The following is a 12,364-nucleotide window of genomic DNA, read 5'->3' on the forward strand; positions in this document are numbered from 1 at the left end:
GTCGCACTTCGTGCGGGCGGCACCCCCATGCCCGCGCCACCCCCATGAGCTGGGCCTGAGCGGGACGCGGGACTGGACGCGTTTCTGCCGGTGCGTGTGCCGCCCCCACCCTTCCCCATTCGGTGTGGCGTGTTTGCGCGTCTACGGCCATCTCAGCGCGTCGATCATTCCGGACAGAGCAGGCGAAAGCGGGGTGATCGTGACCCCGCACGCCCCCGTGACCGCTCGGCAGGCCGGCGAACGCCTCGGCCGGGAACCCGCCACGATCCGCAAATGGGCGCAGCGCTACAAGGTCCGCACCTTCGGTCGCGCCGGGCGGGAGGTTGTCTACGACTACGCCGACCTGGCGGTCATCGAGTGGTGCATCTGGGACGGGCACGAGATCCCGGCCACCCCCGAGGAGCGCGACGAGCTCCGCACCGCCCGCCGAACCGCATCAGTATGAGAGGAACCCTATGAACTTCGGCCGCGCTCTCGCACACCTCCGCGAAGGCCAGAGAATCACCCGCGACGGCTGGAACGGCCGCGGCATGTGGCTCGCCCTCCAGGTCCCGGACGAGCACTTCAAGATGAGCCGTCCCTAGATCTACATGTCCACCGTGGACGGTGACCTGGTCCCGTGGGTCGCGTCCCGGTTCGACCTGCTCGCCAACGACTGGCACCTGGCGTAGAAAGGCCCCTCTCGTGCAGATCAAGCCTCGCGTCCGCATCGTCGGCGCCGAACGCCACCAGCTCGCCCAGCAGCTGGCCGACCGCTACCGCATCGGCGAGTCCGTGCGCGGGCTGGCTCTGGCGATCGGCCGCTCGTATGGGTTTGTGCACACATTGCTGGAGGAGGCCGGGTGGAGGTGCGGCACCGCGGCGGCGACCAGCGCCCCCGTCAGACCGTGGCGGCCGGGGCCGAGCAGTGACGGCCGCCGAGCACGCCGCCGCCAAGGCGGCGGAGACGCTGGAGCAGGCCGCCGAGCACGTCGGCGACCCTGTGTACGTGGGGAACTGCGTGGCTCTTGCGGACGCGTGGACGCGGCTGCATCTGGCCCTCACGACCGGCGCGATCATGCGCTTCCCGCCGGACTGATCAGTCCTCCCGAGGGCGGACAGCCAGACATGCCAAGATCATGTATGGTCGGCGCATTCCCCTTTCATTGCCTGGTGGGAAGAACCCCGCCGCCCCTGTGGGCTGCTACCCGCACAAACGGGGGCGGCTGTCGGGTGACATGGCATCTGGCCGCGTGCCAACCGAAGTGGACAAAGAGTTGGCCAGCGTCAGCAGAAGTGGCCGGAGAGTCGTGGTGGTCCGGATTGAGTGTCCACCCGCAGCGGCACCCCAGGGAGTCGCACTCCTGGGTGCCGCGACGTTTCGTGCTCGGGGATTATGAGGGGCGGACCTCATCCACTAGGCGGGAGCTCCACGGGCACCAGTGGCCTCCGGGTAGGAAGGCTCCGCCGGCCTCGTCCAGGTGGTCCTCCAGGTACTGCATGCTGGAGTCGCAGACTTCGATCGCCACCTCGAAGAAGCCGATCGTGTCGGGGTTGAGGTGGTAGCTCCATCCGGGGTTATAGGGGACGGGCCGCTTGATGATCCGGCCGTGGACGTGGATGCGATCCCTTTCCTCACCGCTCAGAATTCTGCGGGCGTGTGCGATCTTGGCCTCGTCGGTTAGCTTGATGATGAATCGGGATCGGCCGTCGGTGTCGGTCATGCGGAAGTAGGCTGCTCCGGCCGCGTGGGCGGGGACTCCCGGGGTGAGGGTGAGCATCATGACTGCGGCGAGTGCGGCGGTGATCTTGGTGAGGATGCGTGTCATGGGCATCTCCGGTGATGTGGGTTGCGATCTGCAACTGTCACTCGCTGAGTGTAGTTGTTTCATCACGCAAGGTTAATATACTGGTGATGGTTCGCCGCTGAACTGTGGCTACCCAAAGCGGCACCCGAAATGGCCACGATGGTGGCCACGACCGGAAAATGGCCACTTGGATGGCATAACCGCCTCGCAATCCGTGACGGGTGAACTGGTCGGCACGAGGTCAGGCCATGATCAATGGCCAGATCGGATGTCACCCGACAGCGGCGGGCCAAACAGCACGGAGCCCGCCGACAACGCAGCGGGCTCCAGAGCTGATCCAGCGGACGTGCGTGGGAGCGGTCACGGGCACCTCGCCAGCTCGACGCTGTGAGCCTGGCCCCACATGAGCTGCGCCACCCCGTCAAGATCGCCGCCCTCGACGTCCGGGGCCGGCCAGTCCTCCACCTGCCGGAACAGACGAGCCATCTCACGAGCGGCACCGCGGGCGCTGCCTACAGGAATGTGCGCCAGGGGCACGCTCGCCGGGTCGGCGAAGGTGATGTCGGAGGAGTGCAGCTCCACCACCCGTGCGGCGATCTGATACCTCGCCTGCTGGTCGCAGTCGTTTACAGTGCGTGGGCTGGTCACCCCAGATGGCGCGGGTAAGCGCCTGCTCGGGGTCGAGACCGTGGTCGCCCAGGATGATATCGGCGGCTCGTTCCAGCGCGTAGGTGACGCACACGAAGCTAGGCATCGAGCAACCTCCTCGCTGTCAACTCAAGGTCCCGGGCGGCCTGCTCGGGCGGGATCGGGATGACGACGACCCGGTCGTCCGGGCACGCCTCGTGCGATTCGTCCGGAAGCGCCTCAGTTCCGATCAGGATCGGCGGCGTGCGGCCGTCGCCTGCCTCTTCGGCGAACAGGATGCGCGGCCACAGCCCCTCGGCCACTCGCGGCGGCTCGGACGGCAGCACGTCGAGCATGGCGACCAGCCGGAATCGGCCCCCGGATGCGAACCGCATGGCCAGCTCGGCCGCGTCCATCACGATTGAGCCGGGTTCGTCGTAGGCGCTGCGGTTGGGGAAGATGTCACTCATCGTGTACCGCCTCCGGGTCGTTCGCGGCGCAGGCGACCATCTGTTCCCAGCTGTGCTGGGCGTACAGCGCGCCGCAGTGGCACAAGGCCAGAATCGGCTCATTCACCGCCGGCGACCTCCTCGACCGCCGCCCGCACTGCGGCGGCGTGGTCGTGCGGGATGGAGAGCGAGGAGACGTCTGGGTAGACCGGGACCGACACCGTCAGGGTCAGCCGGTCCGGATAGGAGGCGGCGACCAGGCGCACGACGCCGGCCGGGTGGCCGAGGGTGAAACAGCGAACGCCTTCGCCGAAGTCCGGGCCGAGCATGCCCAGCAGGACCGCGAGGACGTCAGCGTTCAGCCCGAGCTCCAGGTCGCAGACGCTGACGATGACGCCGCCGGGCGCGTCGGGGAGCGCGCCGAGCACGTCGCAGGAGCCACCGTCCGGTGTGGTGTAGACGGGGGAACGGGCATTACTCACTGCGGCCCGCCTCCTCGATGGCCGCGCGCACGGCGTCGGACTGGTCGTGGGGGAGGGGCACGGTGGAGTTGGCCTCGCAGTCCGGGAACGCCGCCGCCAGGGTGAGCCCGTCTGGGTCGGAGGAGGCGGTCATGTCGAGGTGGCCGCCGCTGTCGTGGCCGAGGATGCGGAGCTGGACGCAGCCGTGCGTGGCGTTCGGGCCGAGCATGCCGAGGAGCAGGTCGAGGTCGCCCGTTTCCAGTCCGAACAGCAGGCCGGACACGTTGACTATCACGCTGCCGGGTGGAGCGTCGGGGAGGGTGCCTAGCACGTCGAAGTACGTGCCGTCCGGGGCCGACGTAGATCGCGGCGTCGATGAATGCGCCGGTGCTGAGGGTCATGATGGCGTTTCCTTTCGCGAGGAATGCGGACGCCACCGTAAAGCCGGGACCTACATCACGTTGAGAGCCTGCCCGAATTCACCCCTACGGCACGAAGATATTGATCGCCACGCCGATCGGGATGGACATCAGTATGCCCAACCCTAAGAAGAGCCATTGAGTGCGACGTTCGGATCGGATGGTGGCTTTCGTCTCGCCTACGCTGATGCGACGCATTCTCTCGGCCGTCTCGGGATCTATGTCTCGGAGGAGCTTCTGTTCTTCGGCTTCCTCCTTGATCTGCTTGAGCGCGGCCTGTTGAGTGGCGAATTCCTGCTGCAGGTCGGTCATTAGCTTGGTGGTCTCGATCAGAGACTCGCTGGCGCGCTTGATCCGGTCCTCAAGAGCTTGCCCGGCATCTTCCGCCGCCTGGGCGAGACGCTTCTTGGAGTCCCTTGCACCCAGCTGGAATAAGATGAGCGCGACGGGCAGGCTGATCAGACCGGCGATCCAGCTGGCCACTTCCAGCCACGGCCATTCGTTCATGAGCTAATGATCGTGCATTGGTGTGAGGGCCATGGGATGAGTGACACAATCGCGACATAGCCTCCTAGTCATTCATCCACGGTGAGGGAGTCGATGGCAGTCTGCCGGTCGGCCTCCGTGGGTAGGGTGTAGCGGCGGGCGGTCTCCAGTGAGTGGCCCAGAATTTCGGCGATCATCACCACATCGTGGCCCTTCCGGGCGAGCGTGGTGCCGAGGGTGTGCCGTAGGACATGGCTGGTGGAGTCCTCGTCGCGGCCGACTTCGATCCCGGCCCGTTCGGCGATGCGGTTCAGCACGTCGGTGGCTGACCGGGCGGACAGCCGGCCACCGCTGGCGTTGAGGAACAGCGCCTTGGATTTGTCGGCGCCGGGCAACTTGGCCCGTGCCTGGATCCAGGTCTCCAGCTCGGCGCGGAGCCGGGTGTGCAGGTTGACCTCGCGGTACTTGCCGCTCTTGCCCATGCAGACGATGAGCACGCCTTGCGGGCGCTGATGCGTAGGTCGTCGGTGTCGAGTGCGACGAGTTCGTGGATGCGGGTTCCCGCGTAGAAGGCGGTATACCCCATCGCGCGGTCGCGGGGACTGGCTAGTTCGGCTTCGCGCAGGAATCGGACCTGGGCGCGCTGATCGAGGGCGCGGGGGGCGAGGTTGGGCAGGCCGATGCGTTTGGCGGCGGCGGGGCCGAGGACCGATGCGGCGGTTGAAGTCGTCGATGGCGGTCAGGTGCGCGTTGACGGTGGTCGGCTTGCGCTTGAGGACTGTCAGCATGTGGGCGCGGTAGTCGCGAGCGGTCCAGTCGCGGGCGGCCGGGTCGTTGAGCGGATCGCCGTCGTGTGCAGTGGCGTCGAACCAGGCGAGGTATTGGCGGACGCGGGAGAGGTAGGCGCGGCGGGTGTCGTCGTCGAGCCGGAGGAGGGGGTCGGTGACGGCGGTCTCGTAGGTGGCGTAGACGTCGGCGTACCGGTCGGGGATGGGGCGTGGATGTCGCTCCTGGGCGTCGCCGGTTGGGGATCTCGGCCACCTCGTGATCTTGGTCCGTAATATCAGAAGTCATTTCGGCGTCCTGTTGACCTCGGGGACTCGGAATATCAGAACCGCCACCAGGTGCGCGGTTCAGATATTCACAAGTATCTGAACTTTGGCGTTTTCGTTGGCGGTTTCGCCATCGAGAGCCATGCTCGCGAGTAAATCAGTCTCCTCGCGAAAAAAGATGATCATGCCTCTCGCCTATGACGTGCAAACCCCTCACCTTCCCGCCCGAGATCTTCACCGCCGACGACGTCGCCCTGCTGCGTGTCTCGGGTGGACGGTTCGGGGGCCAGTGGAGGTTGTCGGTGCTCGTTGACCAACCGGGCGGCCCCAAGGTCGGCGAAATAGTCACCGAGCCTCACGACGACCCCCCGCAAGGCGGTGGACACCGCGTACGTGTGGATCAACGACGCCTGTATCAAGGCGGGTGTCCGCCTGGCGCACTTCGAGAACAGGAACGACCAGTACGGGCCGGACGGGGCGCCGTACTTCGCCTCCGCCGCGTTCGCCATCGATCGGCGAGGCGGTGACGCCTGATGGGCGACGACCTCACCAACGCGGCGGAATGGGTCGCCGCCATCGGCACCGCACGGCGACGCGCCGGGTTAGACGCTGGGCCACTGCTCGATGGCTTCATCATCCTGCGCGTCAATCTCCATGAGACCGAAGACATCCTCCGGACCATCTTCGGCCACACACCCACCACCCTCTCCCTCTCGGAGAACGACGAGGGTGTCGTTGTCGAGCACGCCGACTGGGAGTTCATAGATGAGCTCCGGGTGGCGCTGCGCGCTGAGGGGTGCCAGGTCCGATGAGCAACGCTGATCAGCCTGTCGCGGTCACCCAGTGGCCAGTTCCCGGCATCGTGACCCAGCGGTTCCCCGAGATCGACGTTACCGCTTGGGCATGGGACTCACCCCTGCGTCTCCGCGCCCAAGACGCCTGCGGCGTGGTCCTGGTCGTCCTCGACAAGGACCGCACGCAACTCGCAGGCCAGCGGATTGCCATCGAGGCCGCGATCGACCGTGATCTCGTCGCCACCACGTACGCTGCCCTGCACGCCCACGTGGTATCGCGCACCGCGTGCGCGGACGGCACTCCTCTACGGGCCGAGCACGACCGGCGACTGTGCCGCTGGTGCGGCCTCAAGCGGGACGAGCACTTCGCGCCGTGGACGGTCCAGCGCGGTGAGAGCCGATGACCGCACAAAGGCACGTCTTCCTCAACGAGAACCTGCCGCTCACACCGGACCAGCTCGAAAACCTGGAGCGCGCCGCCCATGACCTGGGGATGGCCCCAGTCGAGGTGCTGGCGATGCTGGCAGGCCGGGTAGAAGTGGACTCCGGCGGCCGGCTCGCTCTGGGCGGCGAGGACGACGAGGACGAGGGGGCCGAGGCCCCATGAGCGGGATGGAACTGACCGAGCGGTCACGTGGTGAACAGCTCGCGTTCGTCCGGGCGGGCACGCACATCCTGGTCTCCAAGTTGATGCTCGCGACCGGGCTCACTGAGGGTGAGATCGCGCGAGCGGTGATGGAAAGCCGCGAACCTCGATGGCGTGGCGGAAGCGACGGGCGGCGAGGCCCGATGACCGCCCTCAACCAAGCATCGTGCGATGCGCTCAAAGTGTTCGCGCACCAGCTCGACAACGTGACGCTTCAGGCCGGCCACATCATCGCCGGGAGCATCGTGGCGAAGCACCAGGACATTGACATCGAGACGCTGGCCCACGTCATGGCCGACGCTTTCACCGTTGTGCAGGAGACCGGCGATGATGGCGGGCGCACGCTGTTCGCCGTGGTGTACGACCTGTTGTTGCGGGGTGGTAGCCGGTGAGCGGCGGCGACAGCGGGGTGAGCGCCTTCAGCCACTCCGCCAAGACCGTAAGTGGGCGCGGATTGCGGATGTCGTTGCTCAATGACTAGGAAACTCCCTATCTGGAGTCTCGCTGATACGCGGGCTCACCTCTCCAGCTTTCGCGAGCGTACCGATGCGCTCTAATTGTTCGCGTGCAGCGTTATCGAGTCGACCTCCGCGTAAAGCCTGCAAGAGAATTTGATCCGCTTCATCTAGTCGACGTACGCCGGAAAGCAGGAGCAGTAAGGCTGCAACCCCAACTGCGACGCAAACCAAAGGTGTTGCAATTCCTCCGATACTTAGCGCCACCGCCGCAAGGGGGGCCGACACCCCGCTACGGAAGTCCGCTTCGGCTCGCATTCGATCGTAGGAATTGTACAGATCGGGCTCTGCTCCTAAAAGACGCGTAGGGGTGAGCGAAACTTCTCGCTCTAACACCTCTTGTGCCTCGCGAATCAGCGGATCTGGTTTTGTGCGCTTTCTACCTGCGCCTGCGGGCGAGATGGTGCTGAGCCACACGTCTAGCCTATGAGTAATTGAACGCGAAATGAGTAATCTCAAGAAGCGAAGAATCCGTCGAGACATCGCCTGTCGATAAGATGGGGTCCTCATGTTTACATCGCGAGTCCTAGGTACCGCAGTGCTCCACCAAATGCCGCGCATACTAGCCCGGTGCCTTGACGCCCCATGCAGTCTATCAATTGCTATAATTTCATAGTCTACCAATATTAATCGAAGTACACTCGAGGATTGAGGACGCAATATGATCGGAGGCCATGTGAGCGCACGCATAACCCATCCCGACACCGCCACAGAAAGTACACCAATCATGTAAGCTGTGAAGGAAGCAGCGACCCCAATAGCAGTGAGTCCAGCAGCCGCTCCAAGACGGTAAACATCAGCGAGAATGTCTGTCGCATGGCTTGCATCGGGGAGGTCGCGCGCCCAAAGCAGCCACAGTACGACCAGCCACAGGTAGCCCGCGGCAAGCGGCGCGCGTATCTCGCGGATACCCGGCAGCAAATTCGCCAGCACGGCCCGATAGTGCTCGCTCGCGCCCATTCATGCAAGGCACCGTTCAGGAGCAGTCCGGGCGACGCCACACCATCAGGCGTGACGCGGGGCGTCTGCGGCGTCTACCCCGTCCGCCTGGCCCACCGGGAACGCGTCGTCGTATGGGTCGGCGGCTTTCTGCCTACGATCCGTCACTCTAGCGAGGACCGCTATGCGCCGAATCGAGTACATGCCCCTCCCCGAGATCGCCCGCGCGGTCCGGAACCCGAAGGACCACGACCTCCCCACCATCCGCAAGTCGATCCAGAAGTGGGGCTGCACCCTCGCCAGCGAGCTCGACGACCGCACTGACCGCCTGGTCACCGGGCACGGGCGGCTGCTCGTGCTGGAGGAGATGGTCGCGGAGGGCAAGTCACCGCCGGAGGGCGTGCACGTCGACGACGACGGCGTGTGGATGGTGCCGATCCTGCGCGGCTGGTCCTCCCGCAGCGACCTGGACGCGGAAGGCTACCTCGTGGCCAACAACTCGACGTCGGAGCGCGGCGGGTGGGACCGCGGCGCCCTCGCCGACATGCTGACCGACATCTACCAGGCCGACGAGGAGCTGCTGGCCGCGACCGGCTACGACCCCACGGACATCGAGGCCCTGGTGCCCGCCGACCTGGGCGAGGCGCCGCCTCCGCCGGTGCCGTCGTCTGGCCCCGTCGAGCGCGTTGAGCCGCCGGACGTATGGGGCGTCATCATCACCTGCGCCACCGAAGAGGAGCAGGTCGAACTTCTGGAGCGGCTGGCCGCCGAAGGCCGCTCCGTCCGAGCCTTCATGTAGAACCGTGACATGCTAAGGCGCAGGTGGCGGCCTACCATCACCCAGATCTCTGGCAACAGAGTCGTCTATGACAGACGATCGAACCATGTCTGAAGCTGTCATAGGTCTCGCAGGCGCCCTGATTGGCGCCTCCGTTGCGCTCTTGAGCCAACTGATAGCGGCCAGAATGCTCTCAAGAGCGGAGTGGCGTCGCACGCTTCACACCCAGTGTGCGTTGATCTGGGCACTCGAACGCGACGCCGCGTTAGCCGCCTTCGACGTATATCGTGGGAGAGACAGGGGCCGCTGGGAGCAATGGGATTTCAAGGCCAAGCGCGAGGCTGAGGCGCAGATTCTATTCGTCACGCATGACAAGAAGCTCATCGCCGCACTGCGTGAGCTTGCCGAGTCCGGTGCCCGAATGGCGGCTGAGATTCACCGCTTCAGAGAGAACCCGGCATTCGGCCCATCGCGGTTGGGCTCCGCTATCAAAGCGCACTCAGATGTATCTGTCGCCTTCGCCGAGGTAACACGAACCGTTCTCGGGTTGAGGGGAGGGCCGGCAGATGGAGGTGGGGCTGTTTCAGATCTTGACTGGGCGCTGCTGCCGGGGCTGAGTCTAAAGCAACGAGAAGACCCGGCGGATGGGATCACGGGGGACGGGACATAAGGCGGGTGAGAACCGGGCCGTCGTGGCCCAGATCGCCCTAAGGCAGCGGCCACCGTCTGCACGGGCGGTCAGGTTCGTGGACAGGGGAGGCCCTAGTGGTGTGATCAAGCTCCCGAGTGATGTGCGGCGATTCCCTTCTACCCACGCCACGACCAGCAGTGCAAATCGCATGGAAGGGAGTCGCCCGTGCGCGCGGACATCACCCTCGCCACCCCGATACGCCGCACCGCCCGCGTGCTCCAGCTCCAAGGCATGTTCGACGTGCCGCTGGAGGAGAAGCTGACCAACACGTGGTCGGCCGTGCTCCCCGTGGAGGAAAGGAAGTGGAACGTCGGCCTGCTCGTCGGCCCGTCAGGTTCCGGCAAGTCCACGATCGCGCGCGAGCTGTGGCCCGGCCGGCTCGTCCGGGACCATCCGTGGGGCGACCGAGCACTCGTGGACGACTTCCGCCCGGGATGGGCATCAAGGACATCGTCGGCCTGCTGACCGCAGTAGGACTCTCGAGCCCGCCCGCGTGGCTCCGGCCGTACAAGACGCTGTCGAACGGGGAGGCGTTCCGCGCGTCGATGGCCGGCGCGCTGGCCGAACACGCCGGGCTCCTGGTCGTGGACGAGTTCACATCCGTCGTGGATCGGCAGGTGGCGAAGGTCGCGAGCCACGCGGTCGCGAAGTCGGTCCGCCGGGCCGGGCGACAGCTCGTCGCGGTCACCTGCCACTACGACGTGGTGGACTGGCTCCAGCCGGACTGGGTGTACGACGTGGCCACCGCGGCGTTCACCTGGAGGTCGGTTCAACCCCGGCCCACGTTCCAGCTCGACATCCACGCGGCCGACCGGTCCCTGTGGCAGCTATTTCGCCACCATCACCATCTGAGCGGCGACATCAGCAACGCCGCCCAATGCTTCACCGGGTGCATCGACGGCAAACCGGTCGCGTTCGCGGCCTACAGGCACTTCCAGCATCCGAGGGTGCGTGACATCAAACTCGGTCACCGCCTGGCGGTGCTGCCGGACTTCCAAGGACTGTCGATCGGCGGACTCCTGAGGACTGGATCGGCCAGCACCTGCACGAGCGGGGCTTCCGGGACCGGAATGTGACGTCGCACCCGGCGTTGATCGCTTTCATGGAGCGCAGCCCGCGGTGGCAGCGGCAGGGCCGCGCCACCAAGCTCCACACCAGCAGCAAGCGGCGGAACCAGCATGCGAACACGCTGGACCCGCGCCGGCTCGGCCTCGTCAGCTTCGAGTACATCCCACCCGCCGTTCGGCGGGTACGGTGAGCTTGCTCCTCAGGCTGGCCAGGGCCTCGTCCGTGTCGCCGATGCCGATCATGCCGCACGAGAGGTGCGGCGAGGAGTGGCACGCCCGGAAGGGAGGGGACCGCCGCGCAAATGCGGCGGTCCTACCCGGTGAGCGGCGGGCTCTTTCGTCGTGGCCGCGCTTGTGGCATCGCTACGTGCGGCAGTCGCGATCTAGCAGACCGGATCGATCACACAGCCGAAGTAGCCGTCCACCCGGTTGGTGTTCGCCGTCCTGCTCTTGCCGCCGAAGTCCGTGTAGTAGACCTTGGCGTAGATCTCGTCTCGGGCCCCGACGTCCTCGTTGAGATAGTCGCCGCTGACGGTGCCGGTGGAACCCCAGATCTTGATGATGAAGTCATCCGGATTGGGCCACTCGTCATCTCCCTTCAGGTCGAATGCGGAAATAGTTGCCGCGTCGGTGCAGCCGACGGTCGCCGTGTAGAAGTCCGAGCCGATCTGCCGCTCGATGGTCAGAATGCATCCTGCCGTCGTTGTCGCGGTCGCCGGGCCAGCGACCCCGAGTGAGGTTATGGCGGCTACGGAGGCGAGCCAGGCGAGTTTCTTCCTCAGAGTCATTCGGTTCTCCTTGTAGAGATCGATGTGAACAGCTCACCCTCATGACGTTCCAACCCGTGCCATCCCGTTCCATCCGGCTCAACCCTGACCAGCGCTCCCCGCAAACGCACGCCTGTTGCAGTGCCCCCTGAACTCGACCGGCTACGACTCCTGGGGATCACTCGTCGAGGGACGACCCGTGGTGGATGCACGGCAGCGTCTCCCGGACCGCGTGAGACCCTGCTTGCCCGGCGCCGGAAGCGTCAACGAACGGAGAAATGATCATGGCTGTGGACATCCGCCAGTACGAGCCCATCGACCTCCAGACGCCAGAGGGGATGCTGCGCGCCCACCTGGGCGACTACATCGTGCACGACGGCGCGGGTGGCTTCTGGAAGGAGTCCCGCAGCGTCTTCCAGCGCAGCTTCACCGCCGTCACCGCCCCGGCTGCGCCCCCCGCCGGCGGCGAGAGCGACGAGGGCGGCTCGGGCGAGGGGGAGTAGGTGCGTATCCAGGTGCTGCGGCTGCCGCTGTACGAGATCGGCGGCGTCGCGGAGGAGCCGTTCGCACTCATCGTGGACCAGGCCCCCGACGAAGGAGACGGCTGGTGGATGCCGTCGCTGGCGGTGTTCTCCGAGCAGGGCGGCGCTCGCGGCGTGTTCGTGACGGGGCACACGGTGGAGATCGTGGAGCCGCAGCTGCCCGACCTGGTGGACCACGTCCCGATCGGCGACCCTGCCGAGCGGGCGGAGCACTGACCAGGCTTCCGTTGGCGGAGCCGACAACAGAGGCGGGGGTGAGTACGGGCGATGGCTGACGGCACGCGCAAGCTCGAACTCGCCCAGCGCCGCAATCAGGCGCTCCAGATGCGGGTCGCCGGAGTCTC

General features: G+C 66.0%; 22 protein-coding genes and 2 pseudogenes. 16 read left to right on the forward strand and 8 right to left on the reverse strand.

Annotated features, from left to right (window positions below; all coding sequences use genetic code 11):
- The first annotated feature begins 199 nt into the window (after positions 1–199).
- The 4 genes and pseudogenes from HII36_RS21895 to HII36_RS21905 all read left to right on the forward strand — a co-directional run bounded on the left by HII36_RS21895 (position 200) and on the right by HII36_RS21905 (position 1,078).
- The gene (locus HII36_RS21895; RefSeq protein ID WP_173525103.1) at positions 200–445 is read left to right on the forward strand and encodes a MerR family transcriptional regulator; all 246 of its coding nucleotides are present in this window, start codon (positions 200–202) and stop codon (positions 443–445) included.
- 10 nt (positions 446–455) lie between these two features.
- Positions 456–671, forward strand: a pseudogene (locus tag HII36_RS59230) (DUF2829 domain-containing protein).
- Between the two features lie 13 nt (positions 672–684).
- A pseudogene (locus HII36_RS58730) lies at positions 685–831 on the forward strand (helix-turn-helix domain-containing protein); the annotation flags it as partial.
- Positions 832–907: 76 nt separating this feature from the next.
- A complete protein-coding gene (locus HII36_RS21905) occupies positions 908–1,078 on the forward strand; it encodes a hypothetical protein (protein ID WP_173525104.1) in 171 nt (56 codons plus the stop codon).
- 295 nt (positions 1,079–1,373) lie between these two features.
- Here the strand turns inward: HII36_RS21905 and HII36_RS21910 are convergent, their stop codons facing one another.
- The 7 genes from HII36_RS21910 to HII36_RS57985 all read right to left on the reverse strand — a co-directional run bounded on the left by HII36_RS21910 (position 1,374) and on the right by HII36_RS57985 (position 5,017).
- Positions 1,374–1,808: a BP74-related protein gene (locus tag HII36_RS21910; protein ID WP_173525105.1), complete on the reverse strand. Its 435-nt coding sequence runs from the start codon at positions 1,806–1,808 to the stop codon at positions 1,374–1,376.
- Between the two features lie 339 nt (positions 1,809–2,147).
- Positions 2,148–2,273: a hypothetical protein gene (locus tag HII36_RS57980; protein ID WP_268959580.1), complete on the reverse strand. Its 126-nt coding sequence runs from the start codon at positions 2,271–2,273 to the stop codon at positions 2,148–2,150.
- Between the two features lie 260 nt (positions 2,274–2,533).
- On the reverse strand, positions 2,534–2,884 hold the full coding sequence (locus HII36_RS21915) for a hypothetical protein (protein WP_173525106.1): 351 nt from the start codon (positions 2,882–2,884) through the stop codon (positions 2,534–2,536).
- Between the two features lie 98 nt (positions 2,885–2,982).
- A complete protein-coding gene (locus HII36_RS21920) occupies positions 2,983–3,345 on the reverse strand; it encodes a hypothetical protein (RefSeq protein ID WP_173525107.1) in 363 nt (120 codons plus the stop codon).
- A complete protein-coding gene (locus HII36_RS21925) occupies positions 3,338–3,655 on the reverse strand; it encodes a hypothetical protein (protein ID WP_173525108.1) in 318 nt (105 codons plus the stop codon). The genes HII36_RS21920 and HII36_RS21925 overlap by 8 nt, the downstream gene beginning before the upstream one ends.
- A gap of 154 nt (positions 3,656–3,809) precedes the next feature.
- The gene (locus HII36_RS21930) at positions 3,810–4,250 is read right to left on the reverse strand and encodes a hypothetical protein (RefSeq protein WP_173525109.1); all 441 of its coding nucleotides are present in this window, start codon (positions 4,248–4,250) and stop codon (positions 3,810–3,812) included.
- A gap of 68 nt (positions 4,251–4,318) precedes the next feature.
- Positions 4,319–5,017, reverse strand: a complete 699-nt coding sequence (locus HII36_RS57985; RefSeq protein ID WP_268959581.1) for a tyrosine-type recombinase/integrase — start codon at positions 5,015–5,017, stop codon at positions 4,319–4,321.
- 642 nt (positions 5,018–5,659) lie between these two features.
- Between HII36_RS57985 and HII36_RS21940 the strand changes: the two genes are divergently transcribed.
- The 10 genes from HII36_RS21940 to HII36_RS21985 all read left to right on the forward strand — a co-directional run bounded on the left by HII36_RS21940 (position 5,660) and on the right by HII36_RS21985 (position 10,902).
- Entirely contained in the window at positions 5,660–5,815 is a 156-nt protein-coding gene (locus HII36_RS21940; protein ID WP_173525111.1) for a hypothetical protein, read from the forward strand.
- Positions 5,815–6,093 carry a hypothetical protein gene (locus HII36_RS21945; protein WP_173525112.1) on the forward strand — a complete coding sequence of 93 codons (279 nt, stop codon included), beginning with the start codon at positions 5,815–5,817 and terminating at the stop codon, positions 6,091–6,093. Before HII36_RS21940 ends, HII36_RS21945 begins: the two co-directional genes overlap by 1 nt.
- Positions 6,090–6,479 carry a hypothetical protein gene (locus HII36_RS21950; protein ID WP_173525113.1) on the forward strand — a complete coding sequence of 130 codons (390 nt, stop codon included), beginning with the start codon at positions 6,090–6,092 and terminating at the stop codon, positions 6,477–6,479. The genes HII36_RS21945 and HII36_RS21950 overlap by 4 nt, the downstream gene beginning before the upstream one ends.
- Positions 6,476–6,682, forward strand: a complete 207-nt coding sequence (locus HII36_RS21955) for a hypothetical protein (protein WP_173525114.1) — start codon at positions 6,476–6,478, stop codon at positions 6,680–6,682. Before HII36_RS21950 ends, HII36_RS21955 begins: the two co-directional genes overlap by 4 nt.
- Before the next feature lie 5 nt (positions 6,683–6,687).
- A complete protein-coding gene (locus HII36_RS21960) occupies positions 6,688–7,113 on the forward strand; it encodes a hypothetical protein (protein ID WP_173525115.1) in 426 nt (141 codons plus the stop codon).
- 1,246 nt (positions 7,114–8,359) lie between these two features.
- Positions 8,360–8,974 (forward strand): ParB N-terminal domain-containing protein, encoded by a 615-nt coding sequence (locus HII36_RS21965; protein ID WP_173525116.1) that lies wholly within the window; start codon positions 8,360–8,362, stop codon positions 8,972–8,974.
- A gap of 85 nt (positions 8,975–9,059) precedes the next feature.
- Positions 9,060–9,623 carry a hypothetical protein gene (locus tag HII36_RS21970; protein ID WP_173525117.1) on the forward strand — a complete coding sequence of 188 codons (564 nt, stop codon included), beginning with the start codon at positions 9,060–9,062 and terminating at the stop codon, positions 9,621–9,623.
- 186 nt (positions 9,624–9,809) lie between these two features.
- Positions 9,810–10,109, forward strand: a complete 300-nt coding sequence (locus tag HII36_RS21975) for an ATP-binding protein (protein WP_173525118.1) — start codon at positions 9,810–9,812, stop codon at positions 10,107–10,109.
- On the forward strand, positions 10,079–10,720 hold the full coding sequence (locus tag HII36_RS21980) for a hypothetical protein (RefSeq protein WP_173525119.1): 642 nt from the start codon (positions 10,079–10,081) through the stop codon (positions 10,718–10,720). The genes HII36_RS21975 and HII36_RS21980 overlap by 31 nt, the downstream gene beginning before the upstream one ends.
- Before the next feature lie 26 nt (positions 10,721–10,746).
- Complete coding sequence (locus HII36_RS21985) at positions 10,747–10,902, forward strand: hypothetical protein (protein ID WP_173525120.1); 156 nt, start codon at positions 10,747–10,749, stop codon at positions 10,900–10,902.
- 192 nt (positions 10,903–11,094) lie between these two features.
- On the opposite strand, the gene HII36_RS21990 is transcribed toward HII36_RS21985, so the two are convergent.
- Positions 11,095–11,499 carry a hypothetical protein gene (locus HII36_RS21990; protein ID WP_173525121.1) on the reverse strand — a complete coding sequence of 135 codons (405 nt, stop codon included), beginning with the start codon at positions 11,497–11,499 and terminating at the stop codon, positions 11,095–11,097.
- A gap of 263 nt (positions 11,500–11,762) precedes the next feature.
- Here HII36_RS21990 and HII36_RS21995 point away from each other — a divergent pair, with 263 nt between their 5' ends.
- Positions 11,763–11,981, forward strand: a complete 219-nt coding sequence (locus HII36_RS21995) for a hypothetical protein (protein WP_173525122.1) — start codon at positions 11,763–11,765, stop codon at positions 11,979–11,981.
- On the forward strand, positions 11,982–12,236 hold the full coding sequence (locus tag HII36_RS22000) for a hypothetical protein (RefSeq protein ID WP_173525123.1): 255 nt from the start codon (positions 11,982–11,984) through the stop codon (positions 12,234–12,236). It abuts the gene before it with no gap.
- The last annotated feature ends 128 nt before the right edge of the window (positions 12,237–12,364 follow it).

This window comes from Nonomuraea antri (genome assembly GCF_013283785.1).
Taxonomy (GTDB): Bacteria; Actinomycetota; Actinomycetes; order Streptosporangiales; family Streptosporangiaceae; genus Nonomuraea; species Nonomuraea antri.